The 18313-nt window shown below is 36.5% G+C and carries 9 protein-coding genes; 5 read left to right on the top strand and 4 right to left on the bottom strand.

What is annotated here, in order from left to right; translation table 11 throughout:
• Window positions 1-113: 113 nt before the first annotated feature.
• The 4 genes from FNN09_RS08165 to FNN09_RS08150 all read right to left on the bottom strand — a co-directional run bounded on the left by FNN09_RS08165 (window position 114) and on the right by FNN09_RS08150 (window position 5180).
• Complete coding sequence (locus tag FNN09_RS08165; RefSeq protein WP_143301341.1) at window positions 114-899, bottom strand: DUF4382 domain-containing protein; 786 nt, start codon at window positions 897-899, stop codon at window positions 114-116.
• Between the two features lie 251 nt (window positions 900-1150).
• Complete coding sequence (locus tag FNN09_RS08160; protein WP_143301339.1) at window positions 1151-2692, bottom strand: arylsulfatase; 1542 nt, start codon at window positions 2690-2692, stop codon at window positions 1151-1153.
• A gap of 136 nt (window positions 2693-2828) precedes the next feature.
• Window positions 2829-3806 carry an AraC family transcriptional regulator gene (locus FNN09_RS08155; RefSeq protein ID WP_143301337.1) on the bottom strand — a complete coding sequence of 326 codons (978 nt, stop codon included), beginning with the start codon at window positions 3804-3806 and terminating at the stop codon, window positions 2829-2831.
• A gap of 408 nt (window positions 3807-4214) precedes the next feature.
• The gene (locus FNN09_RS08150; protein WP_143301335.1) at window positions 4215-5180 is read right to left on the bottom strand and encodes a PLP-dependent cysteine synthase family protein; all 966 of its coding nucleotides are present in this window, start codon (window positions 5178-5180) and stop codon (window positions 4215-4217) included.
• A 1183-nt stretch (window positions 5181-6363) separates the two neighbouring features.
• Here FNN09_RS08150 and FNN09_RS08145 point away from each other — a divergent pair.
• The 5 genes from FNN09_RS08145 to FNN09_RS08125 are packed head-to-tail and all read left to right on the top strand — an operon-like array spanning window position 6364 to window position 18287.
• Window positions 6364-9624 (top strand): TonB-dependent receptor, encoded by a 3261-nt coding sequence (locus tag FNN09_RS08145; protein WP_143301333.1) that lies wholly within the window; start codon window positions 6364-6366, stop codon window positions 9622-9624.
• An 18-nt stretch (window positions 9625-9642) separates the two neighbouring features.
• The gene (locus FNN09_RS08140; RefSeq protein ID WP_143301331.1) at window positions 9643-11469 is read left to right on the top strand and encodes a RagB/SusD family nutrient uptake outer membrane protein; all 1827 of its coding nucleotides are present in this window, start codon (window positions 9643-9645) and stop codon (window positions 11467-11469) included.
• 32 nt (window positions 11470-11501) lie between these two features.
• Window positions 11502-14231, top strand: a complete 2730-nt coding sequence (locus tag FNN09_RS08135) for a SusC/RagA family TonB-linked outer membrane protein (protein ID WP_185968934.1) — start codon at window positions 11502-11504, stop codon at window positions 14229-14231.
• 23 nt (window positions 14232-14254) lie between these two features.
• Window positions 14255-15955, top strand: a complete 1701-nt coding sequence (locus tag FNN09_RS08130) for a RagB/SusD family nutrient uptake outer membrane protein (RefSeq protein WP_143301327.1) — start codon at window positions 14255-14257, stop codon at window positions 15953-15955.
• Window positions 15956-15986: 31 nt separating this feature from the next.
• Window positions 15987-18287, top strand: coding sequence for a T9SS type A sorting domain-containing protein (locus FNN09_RS08125; RefSeq protein WP_143301325.1), 2301 nt, complete (start codon window positions 15987-15989; stop codon window positions 18285-18287).
• Window positions 18288-18313: the final 26 nt, after the last annotated feature.

The following is an 18313-nucleotide window of genomic DNA, read 5'->3' as shown; positions in this document are numbered from 1 at the left end:
GTGAAGATTGGTTTTGTTTGATGCCTTCATAGCGAGGGTTTTGCAATTAAGCAATCATACAAGCCCGATAGTTAACCTACCAGGCTCGTTGTAAGAATCCATTACGAAGATGTTTATTCTGGATCTATTTGCAAGTTAATTATGCCTAAATCGCTTGCCTGACCCAGTACCACATTAATATTTTCAATCTCTACATCTAAATAGTCTTCAGTTGGCTCAATTTCCACATCGTAAAGCCCTGCATCAACGCCACGAAGTAAAAATTCACCCGTTTCAATATCGCTATAGGTTCCAATTGAATCATTAGCCGAAGAAACAGCTACAATGTACGATTGCACATTTGCTGGGTTAATGGTTCCCGAAATGCTTCCACTCGTTGCTTCGGTAAATGTTCTAATAACTGGTTTTAAAGAGTAGGCTCCATTGCCTTTTTCTACAATTGAACGTCCTGCGTCAAAGTCAATCCAAATGCGATAAGCAACGCCACTAATTAAATCAGCATGGATATTGAATTTTAGGCCTGACTGTTGAGAAGAGGGTGTTTCTAAGTTGTAATACTGCCCTTCTTTCTTTATTTGGTTATTATCACCAAGTATTAAGCGCATTTGAGAAACCTTGCCTGCTGGTAAATCTTCATCAGCCAATAATGTATCTGCGCCGTTGGTAAACTTCAGTAAATCGTATACGCCGATTTCAGTTGTTTCTAATGTTTTCCAGCCACTATCATCTTCGGATGAAGTATTTATTCTTACTTCAAGAATATCAATTAGTACTTCTTCATATTCCGCGGGACTATCGGTTAAACGAACTTCCATACTGGATTTTTGTTCATCATCATCGTCCTTACAACTGGTAAAAACAACTATGCAGCATAACAATAAGCTTAGGATTAACTTCATAACTATTTGTTTTAAGTAAGTGACATTATTTAAATTACATTCTGAGGCTTAAAATAACCTGCATTCATGTTTTTGTCCAGTCCTATTGTTAAAATTAAATTGTAAAATATTTAATGGATTTATGATTGCAGAGAAAGGGGAGGATTAATAACTACGTATGGCTTCAAAATGCTTTAAAATACGAATGGCACTGATTTGTTTGATAAATTCAAATCAGTGCCATTCAATAAGTAAGTATCTATCAGAAATTGTTAATTATTCGACGGTGTATTCATCATGTTATTCATCACATCTTCTAAATTAAATTTAGCTGGTTTCTGGCGTGGAGGAAACTCTTTAAAGGTTTCGATCATTTCGCCCACCTTAACTTGGGCTGGAACAGCTAAAAATTGAGCCATGCGCTCCATCCATTCATAATAACCATTGGCATCAGTTGCTGCCCGCTCGTATGGATCCATTTTTAAATCAAATATCAAAGGCACGCGCAAGGCTGTAAACGGCTCCATCCAAACTCTGAACTGATGAGCTTTTTGTTCCATAAAAACCAATTTCCATCGGTCGTATCGATAAGCCACCAAATCACCATCATCACTCCAATAAAAGAATTCCTGTCTTGGCCACACTTTCTGCGTATTGTTATCTAATAGGTTGGGCAACAGGTTATAACCATCTATATGAACCTTGTATGTCATATCGCCAACTTTATGTCCTTTTTTAAGTTTATCTTTTATGTCATTTTCTCCAACGGCAGCCATCAAGGTCGGTAACCAATCGGTGTGTGAAGTAATACCGTTTTCAATTTGTCCGGCTTTAATTTTATCGGGCCAACGCATTGCGAATGGTACTCGATATCCACCTTCCCAGTTAGTGTTCTTTTCGCCACGAAAAGGTGTTACACCTCCATCCGGCCACATGTTAAAATGTACACCATTATCGGTTGTGTAAATGACTATGGTATTTTCTGTAATGCCTAAGTCATCTAATTTATTGAGTAAGATTCCAATTTGGTCATCATGCTGAATCATGCCGTCAGCATAAACGTTTAAGCCCGATTTACCTTTGTAATCATCTGGTACATGGGTGTGGTAATGCATGCGTGATGGATTAAACCAAACAAACCACGGCGTTTCTTCATCTTCTTTACGCTCGATAAAATCTATTGTAGTATCTAAAAACTCCTGGTCAATGGTTTCCATGCGTTTTTTAGATAAAGGTCCAGTGTCTTCGACCTTACCATCGGCACTTGATTTTATCACGCCTCTTGGGCCAAACCTCTCTTTGAATTCAGGATTTTGTGGGTAGTTCTCGTGTTCAGGTGCCTCCTCAGCATTCAAGTGGTAGAGGTTTCCAAAAAATTCATCAAACCCATGTTCAGTAGGCAGGAATTCATCCTTATCACCTAAGTGATTCTTACCAAATTGTCCGGTAGCATAGCCATGTTGCTTTAATAAGGTTGCCAGTGTTGGATCCTCTTTTCGAATTCCTAAATCGGCCCCTGGTAAACCTACTTTAGTCAATCCTGTTCTAACTGGCATTTGGCCAGTAATAAAAGCAGAACGGCCAGCTGTACATGACTGCTCGGCGTAATAATCAGTAAACTGTACACCTTCGTTGGCAATGCGGTCGATATTGGGTGTTGTATACCCCATCATACCTTTGTTGTTGTAGCTAAGATTAGAAATTCCAATATCATCCGCCATGATAACCAGTATGTTTGGTCTTTCACTCTTTTGTGTAAATGCGACAAGAGGAAGTAGGGCGGTCATTAATAAATATAAAACAGTCTTTTTCATACCTTTTTTTGTTTGTCATTATTAGTAATCAGCGTTTAACTTTGAAATACATGACAAAGATATGGTGATGCGGTACTGCTATTGTGCAACGGAAGTGACTAAGAGTGTCGTGAATGCGTCAAGAGTTATTTTAGGCTTATTTATTAAGCAGATTTGATGGAGAATAGCCAAACTGATCTTTAAATATTTTTGAGAAATGGCTGTTAGAGGTATAGCCCATTTTAAAGCAGACATCAGTAATGGAAAGACGCTGTTCAAGTATCATATGCCGGGCCTGTTCCATCCGTATTTGTTTACGATAACTGGTCATGTCAACCCCATGGTATGCTTTAAACAGGCGTTGCAGTTTTCTGATGCCAATAGAGAGTTTGTCTGATAACTCGGATATCTTGATAATCTCATCTGTTGATTCAAGTAGCATTTTTTCCGCTTCGTATAATGTATTGAGATCATCCTGATGTATGAAGCTGTTCTTATCTGATTTATTACTTTGTTCTTTAAATACCTGCTCAAGTGCTAATACGATCAGTTCTTCCGATTTATTAATCATATATCCTTTAGTAAATGCGTTCTCAGTTTCATAAGTGGATAATTGATGTAACACTTTTTGTACTTCAGCAGTGAACGGGAATTTATAGCACCACTGCTCATTCGTTTGCAAATGTTTATTTATTTCATTGGGTAATGCATAGTAGCTGCACAGCGACAAGAGTTTTTCGACACTAACGAATAATTGTATTTGCTTAAATCGGGTGTAGGCCGGAACAATGTTACTATAGGAGTAGTGCTTGTTAAAGAATAAGAGGTAATTCTGAATGCCTGATTCAGCTGCTTCGTCTTCTGTATATATATAGTTGAGTTGATTGAAAACGTATATTAGTGAGAAATGATGCATGCTTTCATCTTCCTCAATTTTACGATTGATTGTAAAGTCTTGAAACAAATTAAACTCGCCATCCTGGAGGATAATTCCTTTGGTTAGCATATTTCTTGAAATTTGACCATTGCCAATTTGTTTAGGGATGGGCATGATGTTATCCTCAATGGTAGCTCCCAATTGAGTAGCTAATTCGTTTAGTTGAGATTCTGTTTTGGTAATTTTAAATTGTAGCATGCTATGTGGCTATAAATATTTCCTTCACGTTAAGGCAATTTACAAAGTAATCAGTTAATCTAAATATAGGTTTTAACAATGTGCTTGGGAAGCCGTGTGCTATCATTTTTAAGATGCCAATAGGATTCAGTTTTCTGGTTTTTTCTCCTCTTTTCTTTCAAGGTTGATTTTTTGCATTTAAAAGCTTATTCCCAAATGAGCAAATAGTAGATGAGACTATATATACTGCAGTATATCGACGTTTTAAATAGTCCCTGCAAATCCAGGATTAACCTAACAATAAACTAGGTTCAGGAAAAAAGTAACGATGTCAACATAGAATTGATTGATTTTGCATCATTTATGAAAAGTCAATCAATTCTATGAAATATTATAACGTGGAAGAATATATGATGAAGTTATGGTAAGTTACTTAACAATATGGCCAAGGCCCACCTCATTTAACCACTGTGGATTGAAAATTTTGCTCAGATATTTAAAACCACTATCAGGCAAAACAGTTACAATTTTCGCAGGAGCTTCCATTCTTTTTGCAACTTCCAGAGCAGCCCAAACATTACCTCCACTTGAACCACCTGCCATCAGGCCTTCCTCGCGTGCAAGACGATGTACCATAGCTATAGCTTTCTCATCATTAAATGCAATTGTTTCATCTACTATGTCACAATTCATGGTTGCACAGAGCTTAGTTTTTCCAGCTCCTTCTACATGAAATGACTTAATATAGGACATGTAATCTTCTTTGCCCTCCAAGTACGGTTTGTAAACAGAGCCTTCCGGATCTGCCAGAATAGCTTTTATATTAGGATTATTCTCTTTTAATCGTTTCGCAACGCCTGATAATGTACCGCCTGTAGATGCTGAAGCCACAAATGCATCAATCTCCCCATTCATATCATCCCATATCTCCTTTCCTAAGGTCATATAATGGGCTTCAGGGTTGTAAATGTTGTTATATTGATCAATGTGATAGTAGTCTTCACTTTCACTGGCCTTTATTGCAGGGAATTTTCCGTATGTCAGCTCAGGTTTTACAATAACTTCCGCACCGTATGATTTAATTATTGCTATCTTCTCTTCACTGCATTTATCAGGAACAAAAATAATTGATTTCAGTCCCATAGTTGAAGCAATCATTGCAACTGAGGCGCCAGTATTACCGGAACTTCCCTCAACAATTGTTGTGTTCTTATTGATTTTCCCTTCCTCAATACCTTTCTGAATCATATATGCAATAATTCGGTCTTTCATACTTCCCGTAGGATTCATGTATTCGAGTTTTGCATGTATCTCCACACCCGGTTTGGGATCAAGTGTTTTTAAATGCACCATTGGGGTGCTACCTATTAGATTTAATGATTCAATTTTTGACATAACAGTTCATTTCCGGTTTTTTAATAGGCCTTAAAATTATAATATACATTGGGATAAACCATGACTTATTGTGAAACAAAAAAAGGTTGCCCGAATATTATATAGAAAAAACAAGATTAGTCAGCATCCAGTCATTGGTTTTGGAAGTTCCCGAAATAATCTTTTATAGAATTGAATTATTATTTGAAAGTTTGTATTGGATGCTCTAACAATATACAGAAGGGATGAGAGTATTTTTGTAGAGGCACTTTAATTGAAGATTGCTATAACAAAAAAGAAGCGTTTAAAACTTTCGTTTTAAACGCTTTTGGTTCTAGATGACTCTAGATTGGTACCCGAGGCGGGACTTTCTCTGTCCACGCAACGCTTATATTTTCAGTAAGTTATAACTGTCAAATTTAAGTGGTCACACATTGGTCACTTTTGATATAATTGACTACAAACAAAGGTAAAGAATATTGTTGGTTTTGAGCAACTATATTTTAGTAATAGAATGCTTTGAGTAATCTAAACTATAAACATTGGTGAGGGCTAAATGTCCTTTGTTTTCATTTCATTTATTTCTATCGAAATGATTATGTTTGAACATATCTATCCCATGTTTAACAAATGGGCAAGAGTTAATTTGTTCGGAAAAATACTTTACTGAATAGATAATTATTCCTCCTTCATTTGCCCTTATAAGCCACATAGAATTTGCAATAGATTCTTATACTTTATAAGTTAAAAGTCTATTTGTGTTTCATTTCAATCTTGTTTTTTTGTTTTATCACTCATGTATTTTGGATATAAGTCTTAGGAAATAGCAAGGTAATTAACGTGTTTGGAGCATATTACGTAGCCCAGGTTACTGATTTTTAACTAATATTCATCTTTTTCTTACAAATAGTAAATTGTCTTTAATAATAAGGGCTACTAGCTTGTATTGTAATATTTGAAACAATATTTAGGCTTTTTAATTTTGAATACTAGATGTTCCAATTTAAAACACTTCTTTTACAAAATATTAAGGAATTATATCTGCATACCAATAGATAAAGAACTTTCTTTTATTTGAGTTCAGTTAACTTAAATAATTAAATAGTCCATATTTAGCATTAAATATCCATTTGAAATAGCTTTCTGTTAGGATAGTTTTGTAATGTTAACTAAAGTGTGTAAAAGTTAATTTAAACTAAATCATATGAAATCTAGGAATTGGAAAAATCTAGACTGTATAGGTATAATACCTATAAAAGTGTTACTCCTGATTTTACTCTTTTTTGGTGCTGTGACAACGAATGCAGCGAGTATCGAGAGTACATCAGGGAATGTAGGTCAGCAGGTTGAAAGAATTAAGGGTGTAATAGTTGATAAAACGAATGCCCCTTTACCAGGTGTTAGTATAGTAATTAAAGGTACTTCAACTGGAACAATCACCGATATTAACGGTAATTATAGTTTAGATGTGCCTGCTCAAGGTACAATTGTGATCTCTTATATAGGATTTGAGACACAAGAAATTGTTGTCTTAGATGATGTTTCGGTATATGATATCGTTATGCTAGAGGATACCGAGGATTTGGATGAGGTAGTGGTTATTGGTTATGGTACTCAAAAGAAAGAGACTGTAACGGGTGCTATGTCAACGGTTTCATCAAAAGATATTGTGGCACAGCCTGTTAGTACGGTTACTCAGGCGTTGGCAGGACGATTGCCAGGTTTGATAACAAATCAAGCAGGTGGGCGACCAGGAAAGGATGCTCCAACCATTAAAATACGTGGTATTGGAACCTTGGATGCAGGAGCTGGTTCAAACCCGTTAATTCTTATAGATGGTATTGAAAGGGATCAATTAGCTTTAAATTATTTAGATCCAAACGAAATAGAATCTTTGTCTATTTTAAAGGACGCATCATCAACGGCAGTGTTTGGTGTAAGAGGGGCAAATGGAGTGATTCTAGTAACGACAAAACGTGGTAAATTAGGACCAGCGAAAATTAACTTTAAAGCTAATGTTGCACTCGTTCAACCAACAGTTAATTACGATTTAATTAATAGTTATGAACAGACTGCCTTAGCCAATGAATACCTTGGTTTTGCTGCAAACTCAACAGATCCATCAGCACCTTATCCTCAGGCTTTAAGAGAACGTTACAAAGGAGTTGTAGATGGATCTCCTGTGCAAGCTGGAGATGAATATTTTTATCCAAGTACAAATTACGAGGATTTAATGTTTAAAGATAATGCAACGCAGCAGCAGTATAACTTTACAATTAATGGAGGAACAGATAGAGTAAAATATTTTGCTTCGTTAGGTTATTTTCAACAGGGTGGTTTGTTTGAAAATCTAAATCCAAATGTTGATGAAACAACCAGTTATGAGCGTTATAATTATAGAACCAATATGGACGTTAGCATTAGTAAGACAACGTTAGCAAAAATTAATATTGGAGGTAGTTATAACAGGAATGTTGGTTTAGGTCAGGGAGGTTCTGAACCATCACAATCATATTATTGGAATATGCTAAACCACTCTTCACCATGGGATGGATATATGCATGAAGGAAAAGTAGTGATGCTGCAGGATAACGCCAACTCAGTATTATTAAATAGCGATGTAAGAGGATATAATATTGAAATGCAAAATACCGCAGATTACAGTCTTATATTGGAGCAAAAGTTAAATTTTATTACTGAGGGATTATCTTTTAAAGGTACAGCGTCTTTAATCAGTTATTTTAGGAACTATATTAATAGAAGCAAGGATCCTAAGAAAATACCAGTTTGGAAACCTTATTTACAAGATGATGGTTCGGTTGAATTTTACCAAAGTAATGAAGATGTCTTGCCATATAATTCAACAAGTCAAGGCAAATCAAGAAAAGAGTACTATGAAGCAGCATTGAATTATAAACGAACATTTAATAATGACCATTCATTCACTGGTCTTGCTTTATTTAATGCTGAAAAATCTCATTTTTCTCAATCGTATTGGAATGAAATTCCTCGAGCATATCTTGGAATGGTTGGGCGTGTAGCTTATAACTATAAGAATAAGTATATGGTCGACTATAACCTTGGTTATAATGGTTCCGAGAATTTTGCAGAAGGAGAACGTTTTGGTTTTTTTCCTGCTTATTCTGCAGGATGGACATTTACTGAGGAATCGTTCTTGAAGAATCTAATCGGTGAAAAGATTTTGAGCTATGGTAAGTTCCGATTCTCATATGGTACAGTAGGAAATGATAAAATGAGTCAACGTTTCTTATATCTTCCTGATAAATACAACATGGATGTATATAATTACAGAGGATGGAGAGATCTTGGAATTAATTTTGGAATACCAGGAGAGGTTCAAAAATACCCTGTTGCTTATCAAGGGGCTGCTGGTAACCCTAATGTTACATGGGAAAAGGCAATAAAAACAAACTATGGAATTAACCTTTCCTTCCTAGAAGGATTGATTAGTCTTAAAGCTGATTATTTTACAGAAGATCGCCAGGATATCTTAATAAATCAGAGAGTGGTACCGGTTTATCAGCAAACTGGAGCTTTAGCATTAAACCTGGGTAGAGTTAAAAATAAAGGGTATGAAGTTGAGTTGGGTTGGAACAAGCCAATAAATAATGGTCGCTACTGGGTTAATATGAATTATTCCTTTGCCCGAAATGAGATTATTGAAATGGATGAGCCAGAACAAGAGTTTGATTATCGCGCAAAAACAGGCAGACGAGTTGGTGAGATATGGGGTTACCAGCAAGAAGACTACTTTAGAACTGCTGAGGAAGCAAATGCTTATAAGCAAGAATTATGGGAGCGTTACAGTGAATTAAATCCTGGAGCAAATGAAGGAGCTTATCAGGCATATGAAATTTTTAGTGCAGGAAACGATGTGTCGGCTGGTGATTTAAAATTTATTGATAGAAATAATGATGGTGTTATAAATGATTTAGATGCAGGGTACATTGATATGGTCAATTTTCCTGAGTCAACTTTTGCCCTTAATGCAGGCATTCAAATTAAGAATATATCTTTTTCTGTATTGCTGCAAGGTGCTACCAATTATTCGATAAACTCACGTACCAACTACAGTCCAAATCCAACCAAAGGTTCTATCATGGACTATGTTTTAGAAAGATATACTCCTGAAAAGTATGAAGCTGGTGAAACAATCAACTATCCTCGTTTGGTTCAAACAAATGATAACTGGAGTTTTAATGGAACATATTGGTATCAGGATGCGACCTATTTAAGGGTTAAGAGTTTAGAGATTGGTTATACGTTTGATAAAAACAATCAGTTTGTTAAAAGTATTGGACTTGATAACCTAAGAATATATGCTAATGGATTGAATCTGTTAACGTTTACTGATATAAAATACATCGATCCGGAAACAACAAATGGACAATTACGCTACCCAAGCTCTCGAATCTTTAATGTTGGTGTTAGTGTACAATTTTAACAGTTAATTGAATCTGATATGAAAAATGATATGATAAAATATTTTAAGATCGTTGGGTTCGTACTTGTTTTGGCGACAGTATTTGGAGCTTGCGAAGGTGATTTTCTTGAGAAACCTGCTGGTTCAGATATTACAATCGATACCGTTTTTGTTTCAACAAGTAATGCTCAACAAACCATCTTTTATCTTTACCACGATGACTTTTTTGGAGCTGATAATATCGCCTTAAACTGGTGGGATAACCCACAAGCATATGCTAGTTGGTCTGAAATTGGTGATGATTTGTATCCATCACACAAAGGATTAGGAAAAAGTAAAACTTATATAAGTGGTGCGGTAAACTCATCATCTGGTCAGATGTATGGTTTAGATTGGATGTATCTTGCTGTGCGAAGTGCCAATACCTTTATTGAAAAAGCGTCAACGATTCCAACAGTCTCTGAAGAGGATGATGCTTATGTCGATAAAATGCTTGGAGAAGCGCATGCCCACTTGAGTTACCAGTATTTTAAAGGTATGAAATTATGGGGTAGTGTGCCTTGGATTCATCAACGTTTAGAAGGTGGTGAGGAGGCAATCCCAAGACCAAGTTTTTCTGATTTTGTTGATAGTATGGTTGTTCATTTGGATATTGCAGCGGAGCTACTACCTGCACGATGGGAAGATCGATGGCAAGGACGTTTTACAAGTGTTGCAGCAAAAACTTTAAAAGCAAAAATATTAGTTTATGCAGCGAGTCCATTGTATAATGGTGAAATACCAAACTATGCATCAGGTTACGAACATCCGGAAGTATTAGGGTATGGTTCATTTAGCAATGAAAGATGGAAGCGTGCTGCAGATGCATGTAAAGAAGCTATTGATGCAGCACATGCAGCAGGCTATGGCCTTTATCAAGGTTCAGGTGAAGAAAAGAATATCTACGATTTAGCTATTAGCTTAACAGATGAACACATTCTTTATCAGACTTTTGAATCTGCTAATAGTGAAGGTGGTTGGAAATACTGTCATAATATGATGAACTGGCCATACGGTATTGGTTGGTATAACAGAACTGACGTCATGTATCAGCCAACCATTCAGCATATTGATGCCTACCAATTAAGTAATGGAGCATTTCCGATTGATGGTTATGATAATAATGACCCAATGCAACCAATTATCTCACAAGCTGGGATGGATGCAGGTTATACTGATCAGGATTATCATTTAAATCGCGACACCAGATTTTATCAGAATGTCGTATATCATGGCTCAAAATTCGGAGAGAACTATAACAATAAGTTAATTAATTTTGATGCCGACCCTACTGTGCCAGATCGCACACATGGTGATCATTCTGAGTTTAAAACCAGTTTCATGGCTCGAAAATTTGTGAATGAAGCACTAGGTGAAAGTCCATCTATTACCTACAGACCAGTTCACCCAATACTTCGATTAGCTGATTTATACTTATTATATGCAGAGTCTTTGAGCGAATATAATGGTGCTCCAACAGGTGATGCCATCTTTTACTTAAATGAAGTTAGGAGCCGTTCTGGTATGCCAGATTATGATGCTGCAAACTATAAGGGCGCAAGTGATAAAGAAAAGTTCCATAATGCGATTAAATATGAACGTAAAGTGGAATTATTCCTAGAGGCGCAACGTTATTTCGATTTACGACGCTGGAAAGAAGGAGACGATTTGACCACTAATATGGGGGGTATAATAATTAATAATGGCGCTGTATCACGTATCGACATTAATTTTAGTCGAATTTTCAATGAAAAAATGTACTTCCATCCTTTCCATAGTAGTTGGGTGAATAATACAGAAGGGTTATATCAAAACCCAGGTTGGTAAACATTATTAGTTAATGCTTAAATGTAAATATGATGAGAAAATATAATATAATTTACTTTTCATTCTTAATGTTGTTTGCCATAAGTATGTGTGGATGGGCGCAAACAGACAGCTTGAATGTAAATTCAAAAATAATAGACCAAGAGGTCAGTATCGCATTCGGAAAACAAAGCTTTGGTGAGGTTACATCTTCAATATCGACGGTGAGTGGCGAAGAATTAGAAAAAAGTTCTGCAACAAACCTTGGTAATTCACTATATGGAAGATTACCGGGCTTATTTGTCATTCAGGCAAGTGGTGAACCTGGTAAAGATTTGCCATGGTTACGAATTAGAGGAGCATCAGTTAATCCATTGATTATTGTGGATGGATATGAACGTGATTTGTCGTTTATTAATCCTGAAGAAGTGGAATCCATTTCAGTACTAAAAGATGGAGCAGCTTTGGCAATTTACGGTATGAAAGGAGCTAATGGTGCCATTGTAGTTACAACTAAACGAGGAATTGAACAGAAGACGCAGATATCTTTTTCACTTCAGTCGGGTGTTCAGATGCCATACGAAACCGTTAATGTACTTGGTGCCAAGGATTATATGACCATGTATAACCAGGCAGCCCTTAACGATGGTTTGCCAGCTAAGTACACAACAGATGATATTGCAGCTGCAGGTACAAGTCCTCGCTTTCCTGATGTTAATTGGGAAGATGAAGTGGTGAAGAAGCTGACAAATGTTTCAAAAGCAAACCTTGGAATAAGAGGAGGATCTAATTTTATCAAATATTTCGTCAATTTTGGTTTTTTATATAATGATGGTATCTACAAGCCGGAGAATCCGGATATGAATTCAAATGCCAATATGACTCGATTTAATGTTCGATCTAATTTTGATTTGCAGGTAACTAAGAACACCGTGTTTTCGATGGATTTAGCGGGAAGTTTCGATAATAAAGGCTATCCTGCCAATAGTACATCTGAAATATGGAATGCCATGTACACATTGCCGCCAAATGCATTTAATATTAAAAATCCGGATGGTAGCTATGGAGGTACTTCTCTACTATTAAACAACCCAGTTGCAATGCTTGAAACATCAGGGCGTAATAAAGTTGTAGATCAGTATTTGAATGCAAGTTTTAAGTTGACACAGGATTTTGATTTTATCACCAAAGGATTATCTGCCAGTATTGGATATGTATTAGATCATAGTGCCAATAACTCTGATGGTACATGGCGATACTTTCAAGTGAAGCAAATTGCACCAGGATACGATGATAATTATCAGTATTACACTTATAGGGAAAATACAGAATATAATAACTGGAGCAACGCTGCAAGTACACGTTTTACTGTTTTTGACGCTCAGGTTTTATATGAAATGCCTACTGCCAATGGACACGATTTGACCTTTATGACTCGATTCCAGAGTGATAAGGAATCTAAAGCAAATACTGATTTGACTCCCTATGTGACCAATAGTGTAGGAGGCCGCTTAAGCTATTCTTATAACAATAAATACCTTTTTGAAGTTGCTGCTAGTTATTATGGATCAGACCAATATGCAGAAGGTAAGCGTTATGGCTTTTTTCCATCAGCATCAGCTGGTTGGGTATTCTCTGACGAGAGTTTCTTAGAAGATTCTAAACTGCTTTCCTATGGTAAATTAAGAGCATCATATGGTATTACTGGCTTAAACAGATATGCTAGTGGACGATATCCATATTATCAATTTTATACAGGGGGTGGTTCATTTCCGATTGGTGAGGATTGGGATATGATGTATGGTTTGAAGCCCGGAAGACTGGCGAATGAAGATACGAAATGGGAAGTATCGGAAAAGATTAATATGGGTGTTGATCTTGAATTCTTCAAGCAATTATCTTTCACTTTCGATTACTTTATGGATAAGCGTACTGATGTACTTTATATAGATTACAGCAGACCAGCAGTTACCGGAGCAACACTACCTATTGAAAATATTGGAGAGATTCATAATACAGGTTTTGACACAAAACTCGGATTTATTTCTAAACCTGGCGATTTTAGCTGGTATGCCGATTTTATGCTGTCTTATTTTGACAATAGCATCGAAGAGATGGGGGAATCGATAAGCGAAGGCAATTTATCACATATTAACAAAACTGGCGATCCTTATAATGCCATTTACGGCTATGAGGTAGAAGGTTATTATGAAGCAGGGGAAGATGTTTCTTTATCGCCGACTCAAACTTTTGGGTCAGTAGCTGAGGGTGATTTGAAATATCGTGATCTAAATGGCGATAATATAATCGATGAACGAGATATGACAATGATTGGCAGTCGATTGGCCAATGTTGATCTAGGGCTTAAATTAGGATTCAATTATAAGAATTTTGACTTAGAAGCCATGTTCCAGGGGCAATTGAATCGTGATATTACGATTAATGATAATGCCATGTATCAGCCATTTATTAAAGGAAATGCTGTAACTGAAATCGCTAAGGAAGATGGTTTTCCTCGTCTAAGTTTAACCAACATGAATAACTATCAAAGTTCTTCATACTGGGTTCGAAGTGTCGACTTTATTAAGTTGCGTAATTTAGAGTTAGGCTATTCGCTGCCAAAACATTTAAGCAGTAGTCTTCGAATGGATAAAGTTCGATTCTTTTTTAGAGGTATGAATATTTTGACTCTAAGTGATTGGAAATATACTGATCCTGAGTTTTCATGGATAGGATATCCTCCTATGAAGACTTACTACCTAGGTGTTAATATTAACTTTTAGTAAGCGCATTAAATCAGATAGATATGAATTATAAATTTAAGATATCAACAATTCTAATCTTCATAGTCGTGCTATTTACTGGCTGTCAGGATTTGGATATGGAAATGGAAACAGGGATCGACGATAATTTAATGTGGAACAACCCCTCTTACATTGATCGCTATGTGGTTGATTTAATAAGCACAATGCCCAATGGTTTTAAACCTGAAGAATTTGGTAGTGGTATTTTCTATGCTAATGCAACTGATGAGGCAGAAAATTCAAATACAACTGCTGGTGTCCAAAACATGAATACAGGTAACTGGAATTCCGTTACGAATACTAACCAGGCTTGGAATAAGTATTATAATGGCATTTATAAGGTAAATTTATTTCTTGAGAAGGCAAATGAAATAACGTATGAAACTTATACACCTTCACAAAGAGAACTTTTTCTTAACAGATTAAATGAATATAAGGCAGAAGCACGTTTTTTAAGAGCACTTTTTTATTACGAATTGATTAAGCACTATGGAGGTGTTGTATTAATTGGTGATGAATCAATTCAGATAATGGAAGACCTTGATAATCCTGTGTTTGAAGCTGGTCGTTCATCTTTTACAGAGTGTGCAGAATATGTAATTAGTGAATGTGAATATTTGATTGATAATGAATTGCTGCCTTTACTTGATGAAGGCGCTGATCAGGGAAGACCTAATGGAACAGCAGTTAAAGCAATTGCCTGTAAAACAAATTTATTATTAGCAAGTACAACTTATAATACATCGATAACAGAAGGTTCTGCAGAGCAGATGGCTTATTGGAAAGAAGTGTTAGACTTAGCTCAGGAAATTGCTTTTGATAAGGTATTCACATTTGGCCCTTACGATCAATTCGATGGAACAAGTCCTGAAATTATCTTAGGGTATCGCCAAAAGAATATAAACTATATTGAGAAGGCCAATTTCCCTGTAGGTTGCGAGGGTGTTAATACAGTAGGAAGTAGTTGTCCTACACAAAATCTGGTTGATGCCTATCGCATGGCCAATGGGATGAAGATTGATGAACCGGGTTCTGGTTATGATCCAAACAATCCATATGTAAGTAGGGACGAAAGATTATTACATACTGTAATTGTTAATGGCAGTCATTGGGATGAAAGAAACACCACTTCGCGTATTGTTGAAATTTTCCGTGGAGGTCGTGATGGAATGGATAGAGATTACGGAACCAAGACAGGTTATTACCTTAGAAAATACCTTGATCCAACTTTAGACTTGAGACAAGGTCAGGTATCAAATAGAGAATGGCCAATATTCAGATTTGCTGATATTGTTCTTATTTGGGCAGAAGCAGCGAATGAATTATATGGACCATCCAATTTAGGAGAATCATATTTGACTGCAACAACGCTTCTGAACCAGACAGTTGTGCGTCATGGTGGATTGCCTGAGATTCCATTAAATAGTTTATCTCAGAGTGAGTTTAGAGAACGACTAAGAGAAGAACGTTATGTTGAGTTAGCTTTTGAGAACATGCGGGCCTGGGACCTACGCCGTTGGGGTATTGCTCCACAAGTTCTAAGTCAGCCTGTTTACAAAATGGAAGTTACGCAAAGTGTTGATGGATCATATAATTACCAAAAGCAAATGTTAGAAGAACGATATTTTGAAACGCGTATGAATTTATACCCTATTCCACAAGGGGATGTAAATAATGGGCTTGAACAAAATGCAGGTTGGTAGTGATTTATGATGAATAATAAAAAATGAAATTATGAAATATCTAAGTTTTATTATAGCCGTTTTTATATCGCTTTCGACGTTTGCACAAGAAAATGTGCCTCTTAAAGCGGATGGAACAACAAAGTACATCATCAAAGTATACGATGGTGAAACAAATGAGAAGATTTTATTTAATAACAGTGCTCATGGTGATTGGAAAACAAAAATTCAGGTAGCTGATGTCTTTGACGGCTCAATGCCTCAACTATGGTCTTTTCAGGCAACAGAAATGTACCCAGGGTATTTTAGTGTCATCAACCATGATGAAGAAGTTCCAGAAAATTCATTTTTAATGTCTTGGAGTTGGCATGCTTATTTGGGTAGTAACAGAGATCCAGCTACTGAACTGGAAATGCAATATCGCTTCGTTGAGGTAAGTGACGGTTGGTATGCTTTGGAAACGATTGAGAAACCAGCAGGTTTGTACAATCAACCCTACACACCTGGAGCTGATGCTTTAAACTTAAAACCTGAAGGCTATGTAGCTTTTAGAGATGTTAAAAGTGCAGACATCACAGCAGATAACATGGCTAATAAAGTATTCAGGTTTGAAGAGTTTGATCCAATGAAACTTTTTCTGGAGATGATCACACGAGGCCAGGAATTGTATGATAATAATCCTAATGTGTCAGAATCTGTACGCTTAGAATTATTTAAAGTACTTGAAAAAGCAAGGGCAACACGAGTATTTGGTAACGAAAGTGAGATGTTGGCTTATCAACCCTACCTGGATGAAGCAATTAAAAAGTTTAACGAAGCATTGGGGCTTAATTCTATCATTGCCGATGCACGTTCATTCATTGCTAATTCTGCAGCAAAGCAAGCTGTAAAAGATGCATTTAATGCCATTGTTGATGAAGCTGAACTATTTTTAAATGCGGATAATCTAAACTATTCGGAAATAGAAAGTGTAAAAAACAAGATAGCGAGCGCTAAAGCATTGGTTGAAGTCTTGGTAGAAGCCGAAGCCTTGATTGAATCTACAACAGATTTTGAGGATGCAAAAGCTGAACTTCGTCTTGTTATTGAGGATGTTATTACTGCCTTTAGTAATTCAGCCGTTTCAACACCCGAGTTAGATACGCTGAAAGCTGAAGTTGATGATGCTGTAAAAGCCTTTAAAAAGGCTTTAGAAGCTGGAGATCCAGTACTTGCTCTTAAGAATGCTGATTTTGAAAATGATTTAACCGACTGGAATGTAGAATCGCCAACACCTGAGGCCGCTTATCCTGAAAATAAAGGAGTAGATGGTAGCCGTAGTATCACTACATGGAAAGGAGCTGCATACCAAATGAAGGTTTTTCAATCCATCAGTAATATTCCGAATGGTAAATACCTGATTAGCTGTTATGCCCATACTAATGGAGTTGAAACCATTGCATTATTTGCAGAAGATGGTGTAAATAGCAGTCAGTTACCTTTAGTCAATGAAGGTGGTATTACGAAACGAGTTATTGAACTTGAAGTAACGAATGGTACCCTGCAATTTGGTATAAAAGGTACCGGAACTGATAATGAAATACCAGCAGGCAATTGGGTTGTATTCGACCAGTTTGAGATTAAGTGGAAGGGTACTTTCTCGATTGAGAATGGTGATTTCGAAGACGATTTAAATGGCTGGACAAGCGAAGCAGCAGACGGAGTACCATATATAAGTGCTAAAGGCGTTGATGGTTCAAAAAGTGTAACCATGTGGAAAGGTTCTGATTATTATGTCTCAACCTACCAGTACTTAACTGATGTTTACAATGGTACCTATGAAATCAGTGCCATGATAAATGCTCAAATGGATGATTTATTTGTGTTGTTCGGCGAATCAGAAGCTGTAGAATCGTCTCTGTTGTTGGCTGCATCTACTGAATTGGTTAAGAACACTGTTACATGTGAGGTAACCGACGAAACACTTCGTTTTGGAATACGTGGAGCCGGAGATGGAAATGCTGTTCCTGCAGGTCGATGGGTTGTATTCGATGAGTTTTCGGTTATTCTGAAGACGATTGTTCCGGAGTATATAGATGTTGCACCATCAGTTGCTTTTAGAGGACAGGATACATTTGAAAATTTAGCATCAAAGGAAAATAACATTGTAATCTGGCAAGATAATCAGAACCTGAATATTCGTTCATCTGAGGATATCGTTGTATGCGATGTTTATTCTATCTCAGGTGTATTAGTTAAGAAAGAAACATCGGTAACCAATAACTTGTCTATTCCACTTCAGAAAGGGATGTATATCGTACGCACCAAAAGTGAAAATGGAATGATTGAAAGCAAGAAAGTTATCATTAAATAGTCTGTCAATTGATTAAAGGAGATTCT

Source organism: Carboxylicivirga sp. M1479, assembly GCF_007097485.1.
In the GTDB taxonomy this organism is placed as follows: domain Bacteria; phylum Bacteroidota; class Bacteroidia; order Bacteroidales; family Marinilabiliaceae; genus Carboxylicivirga.
Note: the sequence above shows the minus strand (reverse complement) of the source record. Positions and strands in the feature narration are given on the sequence as shown.